This window comes from Pseudomonas fildesensis (assembly GCF_001050345.1).
GTDB lineage: Bacteria > Pseudomonadota > Gammaproteobacteria > Pseudomonadales > Pseudomonadaceae > Aquipseudomonas > Aquipseudomonas fildesensis.
Genome location: NZ_LFMW01000013.1, coordinates 17,043 through 38,405, shown reverse-complemented (window position 1 = coordinate 38,405; position 21,363 = coordinate 17,043). Strand labels below are relative to the sequence as shown.

The following is a 21,363-nucleotide window of genomic DNA, read 5'->3' as shown; positions in this document are numbered from 1 at the left end:
GGAATGCATCCTGGGACGCTCCGCGTCCCGCGAACCAACGCCAGACTTCAGCCCTGCGAAGTGGTGACGCAGGGCGTTACGCGATGCATTCCCACGCAGAGTGGGAACGAGCCGTTAGTTACGGCTTCCAGGTGTCGACATCCTTCGCATCCACCGCCTTGGGCAACAACCCCTCCTTGAAGAACGCGTCCGCAATCTTCTGCTGCTCGCCCAACTGATCAACTGTCACCGGCTGCACCTGATAACTGCGGTGCGCGTTGGCGGCCTCAACCGTCGCCACATCCAGGTTACCCCACAGCGGGCCGAGCACTCTGGCCGCGTCCTGCGGGTTGGCTTTCACCCATTTTCCCGCTTTCTCCAGCTGCTCATACACCCGCTTCAACACCTCGGGGTGCGCCTTTGCGTAGGGCGTGCCGGTCAGGTAGTAACGCTTGTAGCTGGCCAGGCCCGCGCCGTCCGCCAGGGTGCGCGTCGGCAGTTGGCGCTGCACGCCAGTGAGGAACGGTTCCCAGGTGACCCAGGCGTCGACCTTGTTGTTTTCAAATGCGGCGCGGCCATCGGCAGGGGACAGGTAAGCAGGCTCGATATCCGAGAACGCCAGGCCGGCCTTGTTCAGTGCGGCGATCAACAGATAGTGAGCGCCGGCGGCCTTGGTCACGGCGATTTTCTTGCCTTTCAAATCCCCCAGTTTTTGAATCGGCGAGTCCTTGCGCACCACGATGGCCTGGGCCGACGGCGAAGGCGCTTCCTGGGCGAAGTAAGTGAGTTTGGCCTGGGCGGCCTGGGCGAAGATCGGCACGGTGTCGGCCACATCGGCGCTGATATCCACGTTGCCCACGTTCAGCGCCTCCAGCAGCGGCAGGCCACTGGGAAACTCATGCCAGCTGACGTCGATATTGTCGGCCTTGAGGGCCTTTTCCAGGGTGCCCTGGGTTTTCAGCAGGGTGATCAGGGTCGAGGACTTCTGGTAACCGATACGTACGGTTTCCTGAGCCTGGGCACTCACCGTCAGGGAAAAGGCCAATAGCCCGATGACGGCGGCGAGGGGACGACGAATAGACATGGCGCGCTCGATCTCAACGAAATAATCCCAAGCTTAATGATCTAAAAACCATTCGATAAATACTCTTTCGATCTGAGCTTAGGGTGCTTTTTTAGCGTTTCGGCGAAACTGGCATAACCATAGAATTATATGGTTCTTTCATAATTACTCGTCATTAATATAATCAAAAAATATTTATATCCCACGCCAAGGCCTTTCATGACGCTGAAAAAACTTATCGCCGCCACCAGCCTGCTGCTTGTTGCAGCGGCGGCCCAGGCCGAGCAAACCCTCGATATCAGCTACCAGCGCTCCTCCACTTTGTGGATTCTGCTCAAGCAAAACGGCCAGCTCGAACAACGCCTGAAACCTCTGGGTTTCACCGTCAGTTGGCATGAATTCAGCACCGGCCTGCTCAGCTCACTCAACGCCGGCAGTGTCGACTTGCACGCCGATGTGGCTGACGCCTTTGCGCTGTTCACCCAGGCCGCCGATGCGCCGCTGACCTATTACGCTCAGGAAAACTCATCGCCCGGCGCCCAGGCGATCATCGTCCAGGACACGTCACCGATCCACCGCATCGCCGACCTCAAGGGCAAGACCGTCGCCGTATCCAAAGGCTCGGGCAGCAACTTCCTGCTGATCGCCGCCTTGAAAAAAGCCGGGCTGACCCTGGCCGATATCACCCCGCGCTACCTTGAAGCGCCGGACGGTGGCGCGGCGTTTGCCAACGGCAGCGTCGACGCCTGGGTAATCTGGGACCCGTTCCTCGCCACCCAGCAACTTGAACATCATGTGCGCGTGATCGCCGACGGCAAGGACGGCCTGGCCAATTACAACCGCTTCTACCTGGCCACGACGAAGTTCGCCAAGGCCCACCCGGAGGTGTTGCAAGTCACCTTCGACACCCTGCGCGAGACCGGCCAATGGGTCAAAGCCCATCCCAGGGAAGCTGCTGAAATTCTCGGCCCGCTGTGGGGCAATATCCCTCCCGCCACGGTGGAGCGCGCCAATAGCCGACGCAGCTACGACATCATCCCGGTCAAGGTGGAAAACCTTGCCGAGCAGCAGCGCATTGCCGACACCTACTACGCGGCCAAGCTGATTCCCAAAGTATTGAAGGTCAGCGACATCACCGTGTGGACGCCCACACCATGAGCCGCCAAATTCATCTGTCGGCCTTCCTGCTGAGTGGCCCGGTGGTGCACAGCCATGCGGTGTGGCGCCACCCTGAGACGGTCGGCAATTACCTCGACCCCGAGTACTACTCACGCGTCGCCAAGGTGGTGGAAGAAGGGCTGTTCGACTTCCTGTTCTTCGCCGATCGCCTGGCGGTGGGCGACCAAATGGGCGGCTCCCGTGAATTCGCCTTGCGCTACGGCGCCCAGGACGCCACGCGCCTCGACCCGTTGCCGATCCTCTCTTACCTGGTGGGCAAGACCACCAAGCTCGGCCTGGGTGCGACGCGGTCCACCACCTATTACGAACCCGCGCACATCGCCCGCGAATTCGCCACCCTCGACCACCTGTCCAAGGGCCGCGCGGCGTGGAATATCGTCACGTCGATGAACGACAGCGAAGGGCGCCTGTTCGGCAAGGACAAGCACCTGGAACACGACCTGCGCTACGACCGCGCCGACGAGTTTGTCGAAGTCGCGCTGAAACTCTGGAATAGCTGGGGCAAGGATGCGCTCAAGCTGGATCGCGAAAGGGGCGTGTTGGCCGACCCTGATTTGATCCGCTCGGTGCAGCACCAGGGCGAGTGGTTCAACGTCGAAGGCCCGCTGAATATTCCGCGCACGCCTCAGGGCCGACCGGTGTTGATCCAGGCCGGTTCGTCCGGGCGCGGACGCCGGTTTGGCGCTCGCTGGGCCGAGGCGATTTTCACCATCCACCCGCACTTGGCGGCCATGCGCGCGTTTCGCGATGACGTGCGCGCCCAGGTGGTGCAGCAAGGCCGCGATGCCGACAGTTGCAAGGTGCTGACGGCCATCATGCCGTTCATTGGCGGCAGCGAAGCCGAAGCCCGTGCCAAGCGCGACCAGCACAACGCCCTGGCGCGACCCGAATTGGGGTTGGTGACACTGGCCTCGCAATTGAATATCGATCTGTCGCCATTTCCGCTATCCGCCACCTTGGCCGAGGTCGCCAGGTCGCCGCTGATCCACCCGGCGGCCGCCGAAAAACTGTTGATGCAAGGCCCCGACATAAGCCTGGAACAACTCGGCCGCATCTTCTCCAGCAGCGTGCGGGTGCCGCAACTGGTGGGCACCGGGGCGCAGATTGCCGACCAATTGGCCGAACTGTTTGAGCAGGGCGGTTGTGATGGGTTTGTGATCTCGCCGGGGTATTTGCCGGGGTCGTTTACGGAGTTTGTCGAGAGCGTGATTCCGCATTTGCAGCGCAAGGGGTTGTTCCGCACAGCGTATGAAGGCTCGACCTTGCGTGAGCATTTGGGGCTGGCTGATCTGGAGGCTTGAAACGCTATCTACGTGGTCAGCGGGCTTGTCGTGGCGAGCGGGCTTGTTGTGGCGAGCGGGCTTGCCCCGCGTTGGGCTGCGAAGCAGCCCTAAAACCTGCCGCCACGATGTGTCTGAAAGACTGCGGTGACTGTTCTGGGGCCGCTTCGCAGCCCAACGCGGGGCAAGCCCGCTCGCCACGACAGCCCCGCTCGCCGCAGTTAGAGCTGAGTACATCAATTTTAAAGGGACATTTCGTATGGCTACTTTCGATCACTTAACCCGTCGCCGCTTGCTCGGCATGGCCGGCATCACCCTGGCCAGCCCACTGCTGATGTCGCTGCCAGGCGTGACCTTCGCCGCCGACGAACACGCCGGCCACAACACGGCCCAGGAGCCCGCCGGCACCGGTGACTTCATCCGGCTGGACGCCCCGCGCAAGTTGAAACTGGCGGTCAACCTCAACGCCGTCTGCCTGGCCCCGGTGGTGATCGCCCACGGCCAAGGCTTCTTCACCAAGCACAACCTGGACGTCGAGTTGGTCAACTTCGGCAACTCCACCGAGGTGCTGCTCGAAGCCATCGCCACCGGCAAGGCGGATGCCGGTGTGGGCATGGCCCTGCGTTGGCTCAAGGCGCTGGAGCAGGGCTTTGATGTGAAACTCACTGCAGGCACCCATGGCGGTTGCCTGCGTTTGCTCAGTGCGTTGAACGGCGGTGTGAGCAAACTCGAAGACCTCAAGGGCAAGACGATCGGCGTAACCGACATGGCCAGCCCGGACCGCAATTTCTTCTCGATCCTGCTGAAAAAGCACGGCGTCGACCCAGTGCGCGATGTGGAATGGCGCCTGTACCCGGCCGACTTGCTGGGCACTGCCCTGGAGCGCGGCGAAGTGCAGGCGGTGAGCGGCAGTGACCCGTTCATGTACCGGTTGATTAAGTCTGGTGTGGCGCGGGAGTTGTCCACCAACCTGGTCGAGGAATACGCCAACCTAAGCTGCTGCGTGGTCGGCGTTACCGGCAAACTGGTGCGCGAAGACAAACGTGTGGTCGCGGCGCTGACCCAGGCGATCCTCGAAGCCCATGACTATTCCGTGCAGCATCCCGAGGAAGTCGCAAAGGGCTTCCAGGCTTATGCGCTGAACACCTCCACCGAAGAAGTACAGGCGATCCTCCACGATCACACCCACGGCCACCATGCCGTCGGCGCAGCGCTGACCAAAGAAATCACCACCTACATCACCGACCTGAAAACCGTGGAGGTCATCAGCAAAAGCACCGACCCGGTGGAGTTTGCCAAGGAGATCACCGCCGATGTCTTCAGCTGACGCGACAACCCTGACGTCACCCCTGACACTCAAGGTCTGGTGGCAGGGCGCAGCGGTGGTGGCGGCCTGGGTGGCCGTCGCACTGTTGATCAGCTACTGGCCCAACGCGACGCGCAACTGGCCGATGACCCAGGGCTTGGCCAATCTGTGTGTGGCCGTGGCGGTGGTGTTCATCGTGCTGAGCGTGGCGGGGCGCAGGTTTTCCATCCTGGGCCAGCGCCTTCGCAACGCCGGCCCCTGGTTGATTGCCTTGCCGGTGCTGTTGGCTATTTGGGAGCTGCTCACCGCCAAACTCGCGCTGTTGCCGGTGCCGTTTTTCGCACCGCCCCAGGCCTTGCTGGCGGTGTACATCGAAGACTACGCACGTCTGGCCGACAGCCTGCTGCATTCGGCGTTGCTGCTGGGTTCGGGCGTGGCGCTGGGCGCGGCCACCGGGTTTGTCGCCGGCGTCGCCATTGGTTGGTCGACGCGCATCGGCTACTGGCTGCACCCGGTGCTGCGCATCCTCGGCCCGGTGCCGTCGACGGCCTTGTTGCCGCTGTGTTTTTTCCTGTTTCCCAGCAGCTGGAGCGCGAGCGTGTTCCTGATCGCCCTGGCCACCTGGTTCCCGGTCACGGTGCTGACGTGGTCCGGCGTGGCCAGTGTCGATAAAGCTTATTACGACGTGGCGCGCACACTTGGCGCCAAACAGGGCTTTTTGATCTTCAAAGTGGCGATCCCCGCCGCATTGCCCCATGTGTTCGTCGGGCTGTTCATGGGCTTGGGCGCTTCGTTTTCGACCCTGGTGGTGGCGGAAATGATGGGGGTGAAATCCGGCATCGGCTGGTACCTGCAGTGGGCGCAGGGCTGGGCCGCCTACGCGAATATGTACGCGGCGTTGTTGATCATGGCGCTGGCGTGTTCGGGGTTGATCACCGGGTTGTTCCTGGTGCGCGACCGGTTGCTGGCATGGCAGAAAGGAGCGATGAAATGGTAGCCCTGGAAAAGGCACCAGAAGCCTCAACAGGATTGGCGCTGCGCATCGAAAACCTCAGCCACGGCTTTGCGTTGGACGGCCAGCACCTGCCGGTGCTGGAGCGGGTTTCGCTGGACGTGGCACCGGGGGAATTTGTCGCGCTGCTCGGCCCCTCCGGGTGTGGCAAATCCACCTTGCTGCGCCTGGTAGCAGGGCTGGAACCGGCTGATTCAGGTCGACTGTTGGCGGATGGCGAGCCGATCACCGGCCCCGACCCAAGCCGCGTAGTGGTGTTCCAGGACCCGACGCTCTACCCGTGGCGCCGCGTGTGGGACAACGTCGCCCTCGGCCTGGAAGCCCAGGGCCTGCTCAAGACCCACGCGGCCAGGGTTGACGAAGCCCTGGACAAGGTCGGCCTCAGCCCATTCGCTCGCGCCTATCCGAGGCAGCTCTCCGGCGGCATGGCGCAGCGCGTGGCGTTGGCCCGTGCGCTGGTCAACCAACCGCGGCTGCTGATCCTCGATGAGCCGTTGGGCAAACTCGATTCCCTGACTCGCATCACCATGCAAAAAGAGCTGATCGACCTGTGGCAGCGCCAGGGCTATACGGCGTTGCTGGTGACCCACGATGTGGAAGAAGCCTTGCTGCTGGCCAACCGCGTGATTGTGTTCAGCGACCGTCCGGCAAAAATACAGGCGCAATTGAGCATCGATCGGCCGTATCCTCGGCACCGGGATGATCCTTATCTGGTGGACCTGCGGCGGCAGATACTGGGCCTGCTGGGGTTGGGAGAGAGCTGGTAGTCATGACGTTCACATCATTGCATTGGGGCGCCTACCGCCCGCAGGTGGTCGACGGCAAGCTAGTGTCGATGACCCCGGCGGAGTGGGACAAAGACCCTTCGCCCATCGGCGCGTCGATTCCCGAGGCGATTACTTCGCCGACGCGCATTTTGCGACCCGCCGTGCGTCGCAGTTACCTGGCCGAGCCGGGATCGCACCCGGAACTGCGTGGCAAGGAACCCTTTGTCGAAGTTTCCTGGGACGTGGCGCTGGACCTGGTGGCGCGTGAGCTGAAAAGGGTCAAGGCCGAGTACGGCAACCAGGCGATCTACGGCGGCAGCTACGGCTGGGGCAGCGCCGGGCGCTTTCATCACGCACAAAGCCAGTTGCACCGTTTTCTCAACGGCTTTGGCGGCTACGTCGCCAGCACCGACAGCTACAGCCTCGGCGCCGGGCGCGTGTTGATGCCGCATATCGTCGGCAATATGGATTGGCTGCTGGCGGCGCACACCTCCTGGAAAAACCTCGCGCAGCATTGCGAGCTGTTCGTGGCCTTCGGCGGCTTGCCGGCAAAAAACGCCCAGACCAGCCCCGGCGGCGCCAGTGATCACCTGTTGAGCGACGCGCTGGACGCGATGTCTGAGGCCGGTGTGCAATTCGTCAACGTCAGCCCGTTGCGCGACGACCTCAGCGGCCCGACGCTCAATCAATGGCTGCCGGTTCGCCCTGGCAGCGACACCGCCTTGATGCTGGCGTTGGCCTATGTGCTGGTAACAGAAGGGCTGCACAACGAGGCGTTTATCCAGCGTTACACCGTGGGCTATGAACGCTTTCGCGATTACCTGCTGGGCGCTGTCGACGGCCAGCCCAAAAACCCTGCGTGGGCCGAGGCACTGACCGATATCCCCGCGCAGCAGATCACCGACCTGGCCCGCCGCATGGGCCGCCAGCGCACGATGATCAATATCGCTTATTCCCTGCAACGCTCGGTGCACGGCGAACAGCCGTTCTGGATGACCGTGACCCTGGCCGCGCTGCTTGGGCAGATCGGCTTGCCTGGCGGTGGTTTTGGCCTGGGCTATGGCTGCATGAACAACACCGGCAGCGGTCGCAAAAGCTTCTCCGGGCCACGCTTTGCCCAGGGGGCCAACCCGGTCAAGGCGTTTATCCCGGTGGCGCGGGTCACCGACATGCTGCTCAACCCAGGCGCTACGTTCGACTACAACGGCAAGCGCCAGCAGTACCCGGATATCCGCCTGGTGTACTGGGCGGGCGGCAATATTTTCCACCATCACCAAGACCTCAATCGCCTGCTCGAGGCCTGGAAAAAACCGCAAACCCTGATCGTCCACGAACAGTACTGGACCGCCCAGGCCAAGTATTCGGACATCGTGCTACCGGCCACCACCGCCCTGGAGCGCAACGATATCGGCAGCTCGGCGTCCGACCGTTTCATGCTGGCGATGCAGCAAGCCATCACGCCCGTGGGGCAGGCGCGGGATGACTATGCGATCTTCGCTGGCGTCGCCTCGCGGCTGGGCTTTGCCGACAGTTTCACCGAAGGCCGCGATGCCGGGCAGTGGCTGCGGTTTATCTACGACGAGTCGCGCGGGCGGGCGGAAGAGCACGGGATCGAACTGCCGGATTACGATGCGTTCTGGCGCGACGGGTTGTTCGAAGTCGTGTATCCCGAGACCGATACCGTGTTGCTCAAGGCGTTTCGCGATGATCCGGTCGCCCACCCGCTGCCGACGCCGTCGGGGCGAATCGAGATTTTTTCCGAGCGCATTGCGAGCTTTGATTATGCCGACTGTCCGGGGCATCCGGTGTGGCTGGACAAACCGGTGCCCGGATTGCCCTTGCACCTGTTATCCAACCAGCCAAAGACGCGGCTGCACAGCCAGTATGACCATGGCAGCTACAGCCGTGCTTCGAAGGTCCAGCAGCGTGAACCACTGACGATCAATGTGGATGACGCGCGTGAGCGGGGGATAGTCGATGGGGATGTGGTCAAGGTCTTCAACGAGCGGGGTGCGTTTCTCGCGGGGGTGATCGTCTCTGCGGATATCCGCCCAGGTGTGGTGCAGATTGCGACGGGCGCCTGGTTTGACCCGGTGACGCCGGGAGAGCCCAACAGCCTCGACAAACACGGTAACCCCAACATGATCACCGCCGACGTCGGCGCCTCGCGTTTGTCCCAGGGCTGCTCGGCGCAGACGGCGACGGTGGAGGTGGAAAAGTGGGATCAACCCTTGCCCGATATCACCGCTTTTGATCCGCCCCCTATGACCCTGTAGGAGCTAACGATCACGCAGACTTTCGGGAGGCATGCAGCGCACCGGCAGCCTGTCGGGCGCGCGCGTTTGCTGGGGATCGCCCAGACCACCGCGCGACGGCGAATCGAGTAAGGCTTGACACTGCGAGGCATGCACGCAACGATCAACTCAATTTTCATAAATTGAGTTTCAGTTATGGCGAAGATTCAGAAACCCACCGAATTCGGGGTATTACTCAAACACTATGGTTTAGAGATTTTTGAGCTGGCACATACCTATAAGGCTGTCGATGACAAGGGGCGGTACCTGCATTGGGATGAGTTTCGTAGATACCCCGCGCCGGGTGTGAATAAAGAGGCTGCGTGGGCGGCAATCAAAATGTCCCGGGCTTGTGGGAGTAAGACCCTCGAACTTCGCAGTGAGTGCAACAGCCCGTTTTTCTTATACATCACCGATTTTTGTGATGCGGTTATTCACGGCGTTGAGTCGGTCACATCCAGATTGGGTGGGGCAGCGGCATCTTCTCCCCAGTACCGCGATAACACCAAGTACCTGGTTGATTCCCTGATGATGGAAGAGGCCATCTCCAGTGCGCAATTGGAGGGCGCCGCGACCACGCGTAAAGTCGCCAAGGATATGTTGGCCAAGGAGCGCACGCCTCAAAGCGATGATGAGCGGATGATCCTTAATAACTATCATCTGATGAAGCATGCCAAGTACAACAAGGATGAAAGTCTGTCTGTCGCGTTGATCTGTGAATTTCACGGTATTGCAACCGCGAGCATCGATGAGGAGAACGTTCATCCGGGGCACATCAGAGCAGATGACGACATTTTTGTTGGTGGGGCAGGTGATGAAGTCGTGCACCAACCACCCAAGGCCTTGCTGCTGCCGGCGAGGCTTGAGGCGCTCTGTCAATTTGTGAATGATCGACATGATGGCCAGGGCGGCAGACACTTCATCCACCCCTTAGTCAAAGCCATTATCCTGCATTTCATGGTGGGTTATGAACATCCCTTCAGGGACGGTAACGGGCGGACTGCACGCTGTTTGTTCTACTGGTTCATGCTCAAAAGTGGCTATTGGCCTTTTGAATACATTTCGATCAGTACGCTGCTGAAAGAAGCGCCCATGCAATACGGCCGGTCATATATTCATACGGAAACGGATGCTTTCGATCTGACCTATTTCGTGATTTACCAACTCCGGGTCATAGAGCGCGCTACCCATGAATTCATGCAGTATTTCGAAGACAAAAAGCGCGACGCCGTCGAACTGACGAATTGGCTGGACACGCTCAATTTAAAAGACGGTCTGAATTATCGGCAGGGCCATTTTTTGAAAAAAGTGCTCCATCACCCGGGTCGTATTTTCACGCCCAAGGAACTCACCCATGACTATGACATTTCGGAAAATACCGCACGTAAGGATCTTGAGAAGTTGGTCAGCATGAAGGTGCTGTTCCAGGTGCAGGAAGGCAAAGGGTTTCTCTACGTTGCGAGAGATGACGCGCAAGCCAATCTGGAGAAGCTCGCACCTGCGGGTTAAGTGTTTTCAACCTTGCTCCTCCCCCCGCAACTGCACACTCATTTCATCACAACTACGCGCCCAGTCCTCCAGCCACTGCGGCATGGGCGGCGATTCTTCCGCCAGGCCCAGTTCCCGCACAAACTCCGCCGGGGGCAGGGTGCCCTTGGCTGAGCGAAACAGCCCGCGCATCACTACCACGCCGACCACGCGGCCCTTCCTGACGAAACGGTGCTCCATCAGGCTCCACTTGGCGTCCCAGCCGAGCATGCGGGTGTGCACTTCGAACGCTTCGAACACCTTCAATTCCCGTCGAAACTTGCCCCAGGTATCGCCCACGATCGGCAGTGCCTTGTGGCGCAGGGCCACGCGAAAGGCACCAGTGCGCAAGACGAAATCCATGCGTGCGACATCCGCCAGGGTGAAATACCGGCCATTGGTGACATGCCGGTTGAAATCCAGGTCCAGCGGCCATACCCGCATACGCACGACCGTGGTATCCAGCCCATGCGCAGGTTTGCGCCAAGGGCGACGGCAGAGCATGTAGAGCAATCGAAACCAGAGATTCATAAGAACGCCACGCAGTTGATCAGTGGCAGCACTGTAAAGGCGTGGAATCGGCTAAGGTAGGTGCGCAAATGACTTATTACATGCGAAAAGCGCAAGCAGGCTTCTTTATGCACATTACCTTGCTCCTGGCCGATCAATGCTCCGCCGCCAGCGCCACACTGGCCCTGGAGATGCTCTGCGCTGCCAACCTGTTTGCCGACAGCCCGCCGTTTGAGATCGAGGTTGCTTCCCTCGACGGCGAGGTCGTCAGCGCCTGGGGCGGACAGTCTTTACAGGTGGATCGCTCGACAGCTCAGATCCGGCAGACCGACCTGATCCTGATCCCCGGTTTCCTCTTTACCTTGAAAGAGGCGTTGCCGATGTTTGCGGCTTACGGCCCTTGGTTGCGCGAACAGCATGCACAGGGAGCGGTGCTGGCCTCGATGTGCACGGCGGCCTTTTTGTTGGCTGAAACGGGCTTGTTGCACGGCTTGCGTGCGACTACTCACTGGGCATTTGCTGAATTTTTTCGGCGGCGCTATGCGGACGTGAGCCTGGATGACGCGCAGATTCTGTGCGAAGAAAACCGCGTGATCACCTGTGGAGGCGCGAGTGCGGCGATGGATTTGATGCTGCACCTGATCCGCCGATTCGGCTCGCCGGAACTGGCGCATACCTGCGGCAAATACCTGTTGATTGACAACGTGCGCACCGAGCAGTCGGTGTACGCCATGTGGTCGCTGCCCAAGAGCCACGGCGACGGCGAGATCCTGCGGGTGCAGCACTGGCTGGAGCAGCACTTTGCCCAGGCGCTGGTGATTGACGAGGTGGCCGGGCGTTTTGGTTTTGGCGTGCGTAATTTCAAGCGGCGCTTCAAGGAGGCCACCGGCTATACGCCCATCGCCTACGTGCAAACCCTGCGTCTGGAGCGCGCCAAGCAGCTGCTCGAGTCCACGCGCATGACCCTCGAAAGCATCACCTACGCGGTGGGTTATGAAGACAGCAACTCGTTTCGCCGCCTGTTCCAGCAGCGTGTTGGAATGCTGCCGGCGGCGTATCGCAAGAAGTTTTTAACCACCCTTGGCTGATTCAGCGGCGCAACTGCGCCTCGGCTTCGATGCACTCCACCAAAAACTCCATCACCACTTTCACCGACGGTGAGCGACGTATATCCGGATACACCGTGAGCCAGATATCGCGTACGGGACCTTCGGTGGCCGTGGGTAATCGGGCCAGCAGCGGATCGTGATCACCTACCAGGGTCGGCAATACCACCGCGCCGACCTCGGTCCTGGCCGCCATTTGCTGAGTGATTAATTCACTGGCGGCGAACACGATCGGGCGTTGACCGCGCAGTTGGTGCATCCATGCCTGCTGCGGCAAGTGATCGCGGCTGCTGTCATAGGCGATGAACGTCCATTGGGCGGCGGGCAGTTGCTTGAACGCGGGCGAGCCATACAGGCCGAAACGCACCATACCGACCTTGCGGCGAACCAATGCGTCTTCGTCAGGGCGCACGGTACGCAGGGCGATATCGGCTTCGCCCTTGTCCAGCGCCGCCAGTTGGGTGGAGGGCATCAGCACCAGGTTCAACTGCGGGTACTGGGCGCGTAACCGCGCCACATGGGGCGCGATGCAATGGTTGGCGATGGACGGCGGGCAACTGACGCGCACGGTGCCGGCGAGTTCGATGGATGCGACCCGCGACAGGCGCATCACTTCGGTGGCCATTTCGCCCATGCCTGCCGCCAGTTCGGCCAGCGCCAGGCCTTGGGCGGTCAGTGGCCGGCTGCGCGGCAGGCGGTCCACCAGTTTCACACCGAGGGCTTTTTCCAAGGCATCAACCCGACGCCCCACGGTGGCGTGTTCCACCTGCAGCTCGCGCGCGGCCGCCGACAGCGACTGGGTGCGCGCCAATACGGTGAAGTAATACAGGTCCTGCCAATCGAACATCGGGTAATTTCCGCACGGAGGCTGGGAAGGGTTGGGGAATTTTCCTACTGAAGATGTCCTTTTACCATGGCCGCTTCCCAGTGCAAACGGAGTTGTTTCCCTATGAAAGCCATCACCCTGCAAACCTACGGCGGCCCCGAAGTCGCCCAACTGCGCCACGATGTGCCCAAGCCCCAGGTCACTCCGGGGCATGTGCTGGTCAAGGTGGCCTGCGCCGGTATCAATTTCATGGACATTCACACGCGCCAGGGCAAGTACGCCCACTCGGTGACGTACCCGGTGCGGTTGCCATGCACCCTGGGCATGGAAGGTGCCGGCGTGGTGGTGGAAGTGGGCGCCGGCGTCAGCCATTTGAACGTGGGTGATCGGGTAGCCTGGTGCATCGCCTGGGGCGCCTATGCCGAGTACGCCAATGTGCCAGCTGAAAAAGTCGCCCAGATTCCCAATGCCATTGGTTTCGATCAGGCGGCTGCGGCGATGTTTCAGGGCTGCACCGCGCACTACCTGATTGACGATGTCGCGCGTTTGCACGCCGGCAGTACCTGCCTGGTTCACGCCGCGTCCGGCAGCATTGGGCAGTTACTGGTGCAGATGGCCCGTCGATTGGGCGCGACGGTGTTGACCACCGGCAGCACGCCTGAAAAATGCGCGATTGCGTTGCAGCGTGGTGCTCATCAGGCCTGGACGTACGACGAGGGCGGGTTTGTCGACCGCGTGTTGGAGGCAACCGGCGGGCAGGGGGTGGACGTGGTCTTCGATTCGCTCGGCAAAGCTACGTTGCGCGACAGTTTCCGGGCGTGCCGCACGCGCGGTTTGATCGTCAATTACGGCAATGTCTCGGGTTCGATCACCGACCTGGACCCGATTGAACTGGGCGAGGCGGGCTCACTGTGTTTGACCCGGCCCCGCTTGGCCGACCATATGGCCGATGGCCCGACTGTGCAGCGGCGTGCCAATGCGGTATTCGCGGCGATGCTGGAGGGGTCGCTGACGGTGGAGATCGAAGGGCATTACACCCTGGAGACGGTGAAGCAGGTGCATGAACGCATCGAAGCGCGGCAACAGATCGGCAAGGCCGTGCTGTGGGTTGACCGAGAACCGGTTTAACGCAGACGGAAAAAAACCGGCTGATCAGGCCGGTTTGGGGTGCCCCGCGAACAATGCGGGGTTATGCGTTGTTGCCCTGCAGACGATCAGCACCGCCTTCAGCTACACGACGTTCCAGCAGGCGATCAGCACCGCCTTCAGCGAGACCACGTTCTTGCAGACGATCAGCACCGCCTTCGGCTACACGACGTTCTTGCAGACGATCAGCACCGCCTTCGGCTACACGACGTTCCAGCAGGCGATCAGCACCGCCTTCAGCTACACGACGTTCTTGCAGACGATCAGCACCGCCTTCGGCTACACGACGTTCCAGCAGGCGATCAGCACCGCCTTCAGCTACACGACGTTCCAGCAGACGATCAGCACCGCCTTCAGCTACACGACGTTCCAGCAGGCGATCAGCACCGCCTTCGGCTACACGACGTTCCAGCAGGCGATCAGCACCGCCTTCGGCAACACGATTTTCCATCAGGCGGTCCGCGCCACCTTCAGCGACAACCGGGTGGGCGAAAGCGTTTGCAGCGAGTACCGAGAAAGCGAGGCTAAGCAAGATTTGGCGTTTCATGAGGGTGTGCTCCGAGTGTTTTAGTTTGGGTGTTGCCGGGTATGGGGTTGATGTTACGCGTTGCTTTTTTTAAGAGAACTTCATTGCGCTGATGGTGACTATCGATGCCAGCGATGGCCCGTTTCGCGGGCCATCAATGGGGCGGTCATGGCATCTGCGGCCGTTCCTGAGGGCGCAGGTCGAACACCAGCACCTCAGCGTCTTCACCGTGGCTCAGGTGGATACGCTGCTCATCGCGCACTCGGGCACCGTCACCTTCCTGCAGGCGCTGGCCGTTGATTTCAACGCTGCCCCGGGCAACGTGGATGTACACGTGACGCTCCGGTGGCAATGCCAGCGTGGCGCTTTCGTCGCCGTTGAACAGCCCGGCATATACCCGCGCATCCTGGCGTACGTTCAACGAACCCTCGGCACCGTCCGGCGAGATGATCAACTGCAAGCGCCCACGTTTCTGCGCTTCGCTGAAGTGTTCCTGCTGATAGCGTGGCTCGGCGCCCGCCACACTCGGCACGATCCAGATTTGCAGGAAATGCACACCACGGCTCTGGCTGTGGTTGAACTCGCTGTGGGCCACGCCGCTGCCGGCGCTCATCAGTTGCACATCGCCAGGGCGAATCACCGAGCCGGTGCCCAGGGTGTCCTTGTGTTCCAGGGCGCCTTCGAGCACGTAGGAGAAAATCTCCATGTCGCGGTGCGGGTGCTGGCCGAAGCCTTTACCGGCGGCGACGCGGTCATCGTTGATCACCAGCAGGTCGGAAAAGCCCTGTTCGTCGGGGTTCCAGTAGTTGGCGAACGAGAAGGTGTGAAACGACTTCAACCAACCGTGATTGGCGGCGCCGCGTTCGGAAGCTTTGCGAAGGGTCAGCATGGTCTTGTCCTCAAGTGAGAGCGGGCTGCGAGATGCAGTGCTCTTGCGTTGAGATGAAGGTTACTGGTTATCAAAATATTCATTAATAATGTGAAAACTGAATAACTGTCTCATATGGGTGGACAATATAAGGCATGGCATAATGCGCAACGCATTCCTACTTGATGGACGTCTTCCTCTATGAAAACCGTGGCCATGGCGCTGTTTCCGGACTTCCTCCTGCTCGACATGGCGGGGCCGCTTGAAGTGTTTTCAATTGCCAACCGCTACCTGTCTGCGGCGGATCATTACCGGATCCTCACCCTTGGCACCGAGCCCGGCCCGCTGCGCGCGTCCAATGGCGTGATGGTGCAGCCCGACCTGCTGCTGGACCAGGCCCATGACCCGTATGACTTGCTGCTGGTGCCCGGTGGCCCCGGCGCCTATAACGAATGCCATCCCGACCTGCTGCCCTGGCTCAATGCCGCAGCGCCAAAAGCGCGACGCTTCGGTTCGATCTGCACCGGGGCCTTTGTGCTGGGGCATGCGGGGCTGCTCGACGGCCAGCGCGTGACCACCCACTGGCATTACACCGACCGCCTGATCAAAGCCTTTCCCAAGGCCATCGTCGAAACGGATCGCATCTACCTGCAGGACGGCCGCTTGATCACCTCGGGCGGCGTCACTGCGGGCATCGACCTGGCGCTCTCCATCGTCGCCCAGGACCATGGCAAACAGGTGGCGGTGGACGTGGCCAAGGTGCTGTTGGTGGTGATGAAGCGCCAGGGCGGTCAAGCCCAGTTCAGCCCGATGACCGCTGCCGTGGCGCCCCAGGAAACCGCGATCACGCGGGTGCAGAACCATGTGCTGGAGCATCTGGGACAGCCGTTCAGCATTGATTCCATGGCGGACCTGGCCAGCATGAGCGCGCGGCACTTTGCGCGGTCGTTCGCCAAGGAGGTTGGCATGACGCCCATGGCCTTCCTGCAGGGCGCGCGCATTGACCGCGCCCGGCATCTGCTGGAAAGCACCGACCTGCCGCTCAAGACCGTGGCCTTCCACGCAGGCTTCGGCAGCGTGCGGCATATGCGCTTTCTGTTCAGTGACAAGCTCGGCCTGAACCCCACCCAATACCGTCAGCAGTTCAGTTAACGCGCGTATGTCCGTCTTGCACACCTGAATGTCCGTGATGCTCCCAGTGCCAGCATTGTCCTGTCACGGGTAGCTGGCAAGATAACGTCATGCCCATGGAAAAGGATGCGCGGACGCCCAAGGTCGGGTGTTTCAGCGCTTTGACAGGTATGAGCGACCTTCACGCGGTGGATGCCGATGGCGCGGTGCGCTTCGGCCCTTATGTCTTTCATCGGCAGCAACGCCTGGTCAGCAAGGCTGGCTGGCCGGTGCCGTTGGGTGGACGTGCGCTGGATATCCTGGCGGTGCTGCTGGAAGTGCCTGGGCAGTTTTTCAGCAAGGACACCCTGATCGCCCACGTCTGGCCGTGCAGCGTGGTGGAAGAGAACAACCTGCGCGTGCACATCGCGGCTCTGCGCCGTGCGTTGGGTGGGCAGCACTACATCCTCAATGAGCCACAGCGGGGCTACTGCTTCGCCGCACCGGTGACAGGCGCGGTACCGGCCGCGCCAACCCGGCACAACCTCGCGACCCGGCTTAGCCCGTTGATTGGCCGCGATGAGCTGCTGGGTGCCTTGGTACGCCGCCTGTCCGGGCAACGCCTGATGACCCTCACCGGTTGCGCTGGCGTCGGCAAAAGCAAACTGGCCCAGGCGCTCGCAGAGCGCGTGCTGCCGCGCTACCGCGATGGTGTGTGGTGGGTGGACCTGGCGACGGTAGAGGCGCCGCTGACGATGCTCCGTCATCTGGCCAGGACCCTCGAAATTGCCCCGTGCAGCAACACCCATGAACTGGGTAACCAATTAGCCTCGCGCCACCTGCTGCTGGTGCTTGACGGTGCCGACCTGTTGCTCGCCGCCTGCCGCCATCTGGTGCGCACGCTGCGCCAGAAGGCACCCCAGGTGACGGTGCTTTTGAGCAGCCGTGAAACGTTGCAGTTGCCGGGTGAATGGGTACAGCGCGTGCCCAGGCTGGCACTGCCGATACCATCCGCCTGGGGCGATGTCGAGCAGGCGATGGCGTACCCGGCAGTGCAGTTGTTTGTCGCGCGCGTGCGTGCCGGTCAGCAGGGTTTTGTGCTGCGGCCCCAGGACCTTGCGCCGCTGCGTGACATCTGCCGACGCCTCGACGGCATTCCCCTGGCCCTCGAACTGGCAGCAGCCCAGGTTGACGCCCTCGGCGTGCATGGCGTGCAGGCGCAGTTGCGCGGTGGCTTGCAACTGCTGACCCGTGGCCGCCGCACGGCGGTCGAGCGCCACCAATCCCTGGCCGCTGCGCTGGGTTGGACGTACGAACGCTTGAGCCTGCCGGAGCGCTGGCTGTTCCTGCAACTGGGGTTGTTCAAGATGGCGGTGACCCTGCCCACCTTGCGCGGGCTGATCGCGGGCACGGAACTGGAGCACGCCGATTTGCCTTACCTGCTCGCACGACTGGTTAACACTTCGCTGCTGGTGGTAGAGCCCGGCCTCGGTCCTGCGCGTTATCGGCTGCTCAATAGCGTGCGCAGCTACGCCCTGGCACAGCTGCGCGACCCATTGCAGGTGGCGCGTTTACAGCAGGGTTATGGGCATTACCTGGGGCCGTTTTCAGGCCGGTCGTTTGTCTTGCAACTCGTCGAGCAGGCGGCGTACGCGGAGTAGATCCTGGGTGGCAAAGCCTTCGGTAAATCGCCCGTAGACTGAACTCAACAGTTCGCGGGCGGCCTCCACTCGGCCCTGACCCTGCCACAACCGCGCCAATGCCGTTGCACTGCGCAACTCCCACGCAAGGGCGCCTTGCTGATGGGCCAGGCCCAGCGCCTCCAGCAGCAGGGCTTCAGCCGCTTGGGCATCCTGCAGCGTTTCAGCCCACACCCGCAGAATCTCTGGTGCGCACCAGCCGGCCGCGCCGCCTTTGGCACGCTCAAACATAGGTTCATCCACCTCGGCCGCACTGAAGGTCACGAGGATATCCTTGACCAGGCCCAGCCCCAGCAAATCTTCCGGCTGCGCCGTACCTTCGTAGTGCCGGGCCCACGTGAGAAACAGCTGCACCGAATGTTTTTGCGCTTGTTGCAACAACAGCTCCAGCAGCGAACGCGCCGAGGCCGTATCGCCGTTGTAGCGGGCGATCACCACGCCGGCCAGGGCCAGGGTGTAGCAGATGGAGGTGCCATGGTTGATCTGCAGCGCCAAGTCCAGCGCCTGGCGGGCGGTGCGCCAGGCGCGCTCGGGAAAACCCTGCAGCCAAAGGATGCGCGCCAGTACGGTGAGCGCGGCAACACTCTGGTCATATTGCACGCCGAATCGATGGGTAAACCGGTTGAGATGGCCGCTGTGCGCCATACGTTGGATCACTTGTTCGGCATTGTGCAGGGCCAACGCCTGATGCCCCGCGTAATGCTGTGCCAGAACCCGCAGACGCTGGGCACTCAAATCCAGCAGCGGATCGGTACGCGGGTCGAGTCGATCAAAATGCACGCTGTGGCCCAACGCTTCGCGATAGTGTCCGGCACACAGGTTGACCGCCATGTGCCCGGAGACCGCGCGCAGTTGGCCCGCGACATCCTGGCGCGCTTCGGCCAACTGCAGGGCACCGGTAAACGCGGCGATGGTCTGGGGCGCGCCGCCCTGGGCATGATAGGAAAGACTGCCCAGGGCCAATTGCAGTTGCATCGTCAACTGCGTGCACGGTGCGCTCGACTGCTGCATCAGGGCCAACGCCTTGCCCACGTAAAGCCCATGCTCACGCAACAGTGACAGCTCCTGCCACAGCGGCATCGCGCTGACCGTCAGGCGGATGCCCACCAGGTGCGCGGCCTGGTCGCCGAGGCCCCAATCGAGGGCGGCGCGGATGTCTTCGCGCAGCGGTGCGTAGCGGTCAATCCAGACCTGCGTCGCGGTCAACTCCCAATCGTCCTGCGCCTGCTCCATCAGCGCCAGGCAGCGCGCTGCGTGGCGTTCACGGGTGGCGGCGAGTTCGGCGGCGCCGCTGAGTTTTTCCAGTGCGTAGGAGCGGGTGATGTCCAGCAGGCGGTAGACCACTTCTTCATCGCCGGGCTCAACATTGAGTAGGGACTTGGCCACCAGTTGAGTAATCGAACCGAGTACTTCGGCCGGAGCGACCTGCTCCCCGGCAATCACCGCCGCCGCACTGGCCAAGCTGAATCCACCCCGAAACACCGCCAGCCGGCGCAGGCAGATTTGTTCGCAAGGTGTGAGCAGGTCGAAACTCCAGTCCAGCGTGGCACGCAGGGTTTGCTGACGGGGCAGCGCACTGCACCGGTCACGGGTCAGCAGGCGGAAGTTGTCTTCCAACTGCACCAGCAAGCCCGACAAGCCAAAGCGCTCGATCTGCGCAGCGGCCAATTCGATTGCCAGGGGAATGCCGTCCAGGCGCTGGCAGATATCAATCGCCAACGGCAGTTCGGCTTCGCTGAGTTCAAAATGGTCCTGATGGGACATGGCCCGCTCTATCAGCAATTGCAGCGCCGGGTAGCCCAAGGCCTGGGCGCGGTTGCCGGTGGCGGGCGGGCAGGCCAAGGGTTCCAGACGTTGCACGTGCTCGCCCTCAGCGCGCAGGGCTTCGCGGCTGGTGGCGAGGATGTGCAGCTTGGGCGCATGGCGCAGCAGGGTTTCACTGATCAGGGCGATGTCGTCGAGCAGGTGTTCACAGTTGTCGATCACCAGCAGCAACTGACGCTCGTGCAAGCTGCGGGCGAACGTGGCCAGCGGCTCATGGTCGGTGGCAGTGAGGTCGAGCAGGGCGGCGAGGTTGGGCAGGATCATCGCCGGCGCGCTGAGGGGCGCCAGGTCGAGCAGACGAATGCCGTCGCGGTAATGGCCGATCAGCAATTCTGCGACGCGCAGGGCGACGGTGGTCTTGCCGATGCCACCGGCGCCGGTCAGGGTGATAAAACGTTGCTGCGGCAATTGCTGCACCAGGGCGTCAATCAACGCCTGGCGGCCAATCATCCGCGTACTGCGCACTGGCAGGTTATGGCCCTGGCTGTGGGGCGCGCCGTCGGTTGGAACGCTCATCGGTTCGATGCTCAGTGGCGCCACAAAACTGTAGCCGCGCTGGGCCACAGTGACGATATAGCGCTGCCCGGCCTGGCCATCGCCCAGCGCCTTGCGCAACGCCGCCATATGTACCCGCAGGTTGCCGTCTTCCACCACGCTTTTCGGCCAGACCCGCGCGATCAGTTCCTGCTTGCTCACCACATTGCCGGCCTGTTCCAGCAGGATCAGCAGAATGTCCACCGCGCGCCTTCCCAGGCGCAATGGGCGACCCGCCTCCAGCACCAGGCGTTGGTGCGGGTGGATGCGGTACGGGCCGAAATGCACGGCCTGATCGCTGACGTCACTCATGGGGGCACATGCTCTGGGACAGGGGTTCGGCCAGCATATTCCAGGCGCGTAGCGACCACTAGGCCGCAATCACTTGCTTGTGACGCATTTGGTGGTTTCTCCAGGTCATCGGGTTGACACCTTCGCTGCGGGTGAACATATGGCAGAAGTGTGCCTGGTCGCAGAAACCGCACTCCAGGCTGATTTGCGTGAGGCTCAGGGCGGAGCCGGTGATCAGTTCCTTGGCACGCTGGATGCGCTGCTGGCGAATCCATTCCTGTGGCGAAAGCCCGGTGGTGCATTTGAAGGCGCGGGAAAAATGGCTGCGTGACAGGGCGCAGGCCTGTGCCAGGTCGGCAATCGCCAGGCTTTCGCCGAGGTTGGCGAGGATCAATTGCTTGGCGATACGCTCGCGCCGGGGGCATAGGCCGCCGGTAGCGGATAAGCGAGGAGCACAGTACTCGAGTCGGGCCATGACGAATATCCGCAGTCGATGGGAGCGTTCCCGGTGAATG

General features: G+C 61.8%; 18 protein-coding genes. 12 read left to right on the top strand and 6 right to left on the bottom strand.

Features of this window, described 5'->3' with window-relative positions:
- Window positions 1-118: 118 nt before the first annotated feature.
- The gene (locus ACR52_RS19750; RefSeq protein WP_048728266.1) at window positions 119-1,063 is read right to left on the bottom strand and encodes an aliphatic sulfonate ABC transporter substrate-binding protein; all 945 of its coding nucleotides are present in this window, start codon (window positions 1,061-1,063) and stop codon (window positions 119-121) included.
- A gap of 198 nt (window positions 1,064-1,261) precedes the next feature.
- On the opposite strand from ACR52_RS19750, the gene ACR52_RS19745 reads away from it, so the two are divergent.
- From ACR52_RS19745 to ACR52_RS19715, 7 genes are all read left to right on the top strand, one after another.
- On the top strand, window positions 1,262-2,200 hold the full coding sequence (locus tag ACR52_RS19745) for an aliphatic sulfonate ABC transporter substrate-binding protein (RefSeq protein ID WP_048728263.1): 939 nt from the start codon (window positions 1,262-1,264) through the stop codon (window positions 2,198-2,200).
- Complete coding sequence (locus ACR52_RS19740) at window positions 2,197-3,522, top strand: LLM class flavin-dependent oxidoreductase (RefSeq protein ID WP_048728260.1); 1,326 nt, start codon at window positions 2,197-2,199, stop codon at window positions 3,520-3,522. The genes ACR52_RS19745 and ACR52_RS19740 overlap by 4 nt, the downstream gene beginning before the upstream one ends.
- A 238-nt stretch (window positions 3,523-3,760) precedes the next feature.
- Window positions 3,761-4,828 (top strand): ABC transporter substrate-binding protein, encoded by a 1,068-nt coding sequence (locus ACR52_RS19735; RefSeq protein ID WP_048728255.1) that lies wholly within the window; start codon window positions 3,761-3,763, stop codon window positions 4,826-4,828.
- A complete protein-coding gene (locus tag ACR52_RS19730) occupies window positions 4,815-5,804 on the top strand; it encodes an ABC transporter permease (RefSeq protein ID WP_048728252.1) in 990 nt (329 codons plus the stop codon). The genes ACR52_RS19735 and ACR52_RS19730 overlap by 14 nt, the downstream gene beginning before the upstream one ends.
- The gene (locus ACR52_RS19725) at window positions 5,798-6,586 is read left to right on the top strand and encodes an ABC transporter ATP-binding protein (protein ID WP_048728249.1); all 789 of its coding nucleotides are present in this window, start codon (window positions 5,798-5,800) and stop codon (window positions 6,584-6,586) included. Before ACR52_RS19730 ends, ACR52_RS19725 begins: the two co-directional genes overlap by 7 nt.
- Before the next feature lie 2 nt (window positions 6,587-6,588).
- The gene (locus ACR52_RS19720) at window positions 6,589-8,862 is read left to right on the top strand and encodes a molybdopterin guanine dinucleotide-containing S/N-oxide reductase (RefSeq protein ID WP_048728247.1); all 2,274 of its coding nucleotides are present in this window, start codon (window positions 6,589-6,591) and stop codon (window positions 8,860-8,862) included.
- A 174-nt stretch (window positions 8,863-9,036) separates the two neighbouring features.
- A complete protein-coding gene (locus ACR52_RS19715; RefSeq protein WP_048728244.1) occupies window positions 9,037-10,389 on the top strand; it encodes a Fic family protein in 1,353 nt (450 codons plus the stop codon).
- 6 nt (window positions 10,390-10,395) lie between these two features.
- On the opposite strand, the gene ACR52_RS19710 is transcribed toward ACR52_RS19715, so the two are convergent.
- Window positions 10,396-10,938, bottom strand: coding sequence for a thioesterase family protein (locus ACR52_RS19710; RefSeq protein WP_048728240.1), 543 nt, complete (start codon window positions 10,936-10,938; stop codon window positions 10,396-10,398).
- Window positions 10,939-11,045: 107 nt separating this feature from the next.
- Here ACR52_RS19710 and ACR52_RS19705 point away from each other — a divergent pair, with 107 nt between their 5' ends.
- The gene (locus tag ACR52_RS19705; RefSeq protein ID WP_048728998.1) at window positions 11,046-12,005 is read left to right on the top strand and encodes a GlxA family transcriptional regulator; all 960 of its coding nucleotides are present in this window, start codon (window positions 11,046-11,048) and stop codon (window positions 12,003-12,005) included.
- A 1-nt stretch (window position 12,006) separates the two neighbouring features.
- On the opposite strand, the gene ACR52_RS19700 is transcribed toward ACR52_RS19705, so the two are convergent.
- The gene (locus ACR52_RS19700) at window positions 12,007-12,870 is read right to left on the bottom strand and encodes a LysR family transcriptional regulator (protein ID WP_048728238.1); all 864 of its coding nucleotides are present in this window, start codon (window positions 12,868-12,870) and stop codon (window positions 12,007-12,009) included.
- A gap of 102 nt (window positions 12,871-12,972) precedes the next feature.
- Between ACR52_RS19700 and ACR52_RS19695 the strand changes: the two genes are divergently transcribed.
- Both ACR52_RS19695 and ACR52_RS31815 read left to right on the top strand, forming a co-directional pair.
- Entirely contained in the window at window positions 12,973-13,977 is a 1,005-nt protein-coding gene (locus ACR52_RS19695; RefSeq protein WP_048728236.1) for a quinone oxidoreductase family protein, read from the top strand.
- Window positions 13,958-14,566, top strand: coding sequence for a hypothetical protein (locus ACR52_RS31815; RefSeq protein ID WP_161799309.1), 609 nt, complete (start codon window positions 13,958-13,960; stop codon window positions 14,564-14,566). Before ACR52_RS19695 ends, ACR52_RS31815 begins: the two co-directional genes overlap by 20 nt.
- A 121-nt stretch (window positions 14,567-14,687) precedes the next feature.
- Here ACR52_RS31815 and ACR52_RS19685 read toward each other — a convergent pair whose 3' ends face one another.
- Complete coding sequence (locus ACR52_RS19685; RefSeq protein WP_048728232.1) at window positions 14,688-15,410, bottom strand: pirin family protein; 723 nt, start codon at window positions 15,408-15,410, stop codon at window positions 14,688-14,690.
- A gap of 180 nt (window positions 15,411-15,590) precedes the next feature.
- Between ACR52_RS19685 and ACR52_RS19680 the strand changes: the two genes are divergently transcribed.
- Window positions 15,591-16,541: a GlxA family transcriptional regulator gene (locus ACR52_RS19680; protein ID WP_048728227.1), complete on the top strand. Its 951-nt coding sequence runs from the start codon at window positions 15,591-15,593 to the stop codon at window positions 16,539-16,541.
- Window positions 16,542-16,690: 149 nt separating this feature from the next.
- Entirely contained in the window at window positions 16,691-18,160 is a 1,470-nt protein-coding gene (locus tag ACR52_RS19675) for a winged helix-turn-helix domain-containing protein (RefSeq protein ID WP_408003346.1), read from the top strand.
- On the opposite strand, the gene ACR52_RS19670 is transcribed toward ACR52_RS19675, so the two are convergent.
- Together ACR52_RS19670 and ACR52_RS19665 are read right to left on the bottom strand one after the other, a co-directional pair.
- Window positions 18,107-20,869 (bottom strand): ATP-binding protein, encoded by a 2,763-nt coding sequence (locus tag ACR52_RS19670; RefSeq protein ID WP_048728224.1) that lies wholly within the window; start codon window positions 20,867-20,869, stop codon window positions 18,107-18,109. The genes ACR52_RS19675 and ACR52_RS19670 overlap by 54 nt on opposite strands.
- 58 nt (window positions 20,870-20,927) lie before the next feature.
- Window positions 20,928-21,323, bottom strand: a complete 396-nt coding sequence (locus ACR52_RS19665; protein ID WP_048728221.1) for a helix-turn-helix domain-containing protein — start codon at window positions 21,321-21,323, stop codon at window positions 20,928-20,930.
- Window positions 21,324-21,363: the final 40 nt, after the last annotated feature.

What these genes read in the sequence shown, in the direction of transcription:
- ACR52_RS19705 (WP_048728998.1), top strand. Translation starts at nt 11,046, where the DNA reads ATGCACATTACCTTGCTCCTGGCCGATCAATGCTCCGCCGCCAGCGCC.
- ACR52_RS19685 (WP_048728232.1), bottom strand. Translation starts at nt 15,410, where the DNA reads ATGCTGACCCTTCGCAAAGCTTCCGAACGCGGCGCCGCCAATCACGGT.
- ACR52_RS19710 (WP_048728240.1), bottom strand. Translation starts at nt 10,938, where the DNA reads ATGAATCTCTGGTTTCGATTGCTCTACATGCTCTGCCGTCGCCCTTGG.
- ACR52_RS19745 (WP_048728263.1), top strand. Translation starts at nt 1,262, where the DNA reads ATGACGCTGAAAAAACTTATCGCCGCCACCAGCCTGCTGCTTGTTGCA.
- ACR52_RS19665 (WP_048728221.1), bottom strand. Translation starts at nt 21,323, where the DNA reads ATGGCCCGACTCGAGTACTGTGCTCCTCGCTTATCCGCTACCGGCGGC.
- ACR52_RS19670 (WP_048728224.1), bottom strand. Translation starts at nt 20,869, where the DNA reads ATGAGTGACGTCAGCGATCAGGCCGTGCATTTCGGCCCGTACCGCATC.
- ACR52_RS19695 (WP_048728236.1), top strand. Translation starts at nt 12,973, where the DNA reads ATGAAAGCCATCACCCTGCAAACCTACGGCGGCCCCGAAGTCGCCCAA.
- ACR52_RS19740 (WP_048728260.1), top strand. Translation starts at nt 2,197, where the DNA reads ATGAGCCGCCAAATTCATCTGTCGGCCTTCCTGCTGAGTGGCCCGGTG.
- ACR52_RS19750 (WP_048728266.1), bottom strand. Translation starts at nt 1,063, where the DNA reads ATGTCTATTCGTCGTCCCCTCGCCGCCGTCATCGGGCTATTGGCCTTT.
- ACR52_RS19715 (WP_048728244.1), top strand. Translation starts at nt 9,037, where the DNA reads ATGGCGAAGATTCAGAAACCCACCGAATTCGGGGTATTACTCAAACAC.
- ACR52_RS19680 (WP_048728227.1), top strand. Translation starts at nt 15,591, where the DNA reads ATGAAAACCGTGGCCATGGCGCTGTTTCCGGACTTCCTCCTGCTCGAC.
- ACR52_RS19725 (WP_048728249.1), top strand. Translation starts at nt 5,798, where the DNA reads ATGGTAGCCCTGGAAAAGGCACCAGAAGCCTCAACAGGATTGGCGCTG.
- ACR52_RS19720 (WP_048728247.1), top strand. Translation starts at nt 6,589, where the DNA reads ATGACGTTCACATCATTGCATTGGGGCGCCTACCGCCCGCAGGTGGTC.
- ACR52_RS19735 (WP_048728255.1), top strand. Translation starts at nt 3,761, where the DNA reads ATGGCTACTTTCGATCACTTAACCCGTCGCCGCTTGCTCGGCATGGCC.
- ACR52_RS19700 (WP_048728238.1), bottom strand. Translation starts at nt 12,870, where the DNA reads ATGTTCGATTGGCAGGACCTGTATTACTTCACCGTATTGGCGCGCACC.
- ACR52_RS19730 (WP_048728252.1), top strand. Translation starts at nt 4,815, where the DNA reads ATGTCTTCAGCTGACGCGACAACCCTGACGTCACCCCTGACACTCAAG.
- ACR52_RS19675 (WP_408003346.1), top strand. Translation starts at nt 16,691, where the DNA reads ATGAGCGACCTTCACGCGGTGGATGCCGATGGCGCGGTGCGCTTCGGC.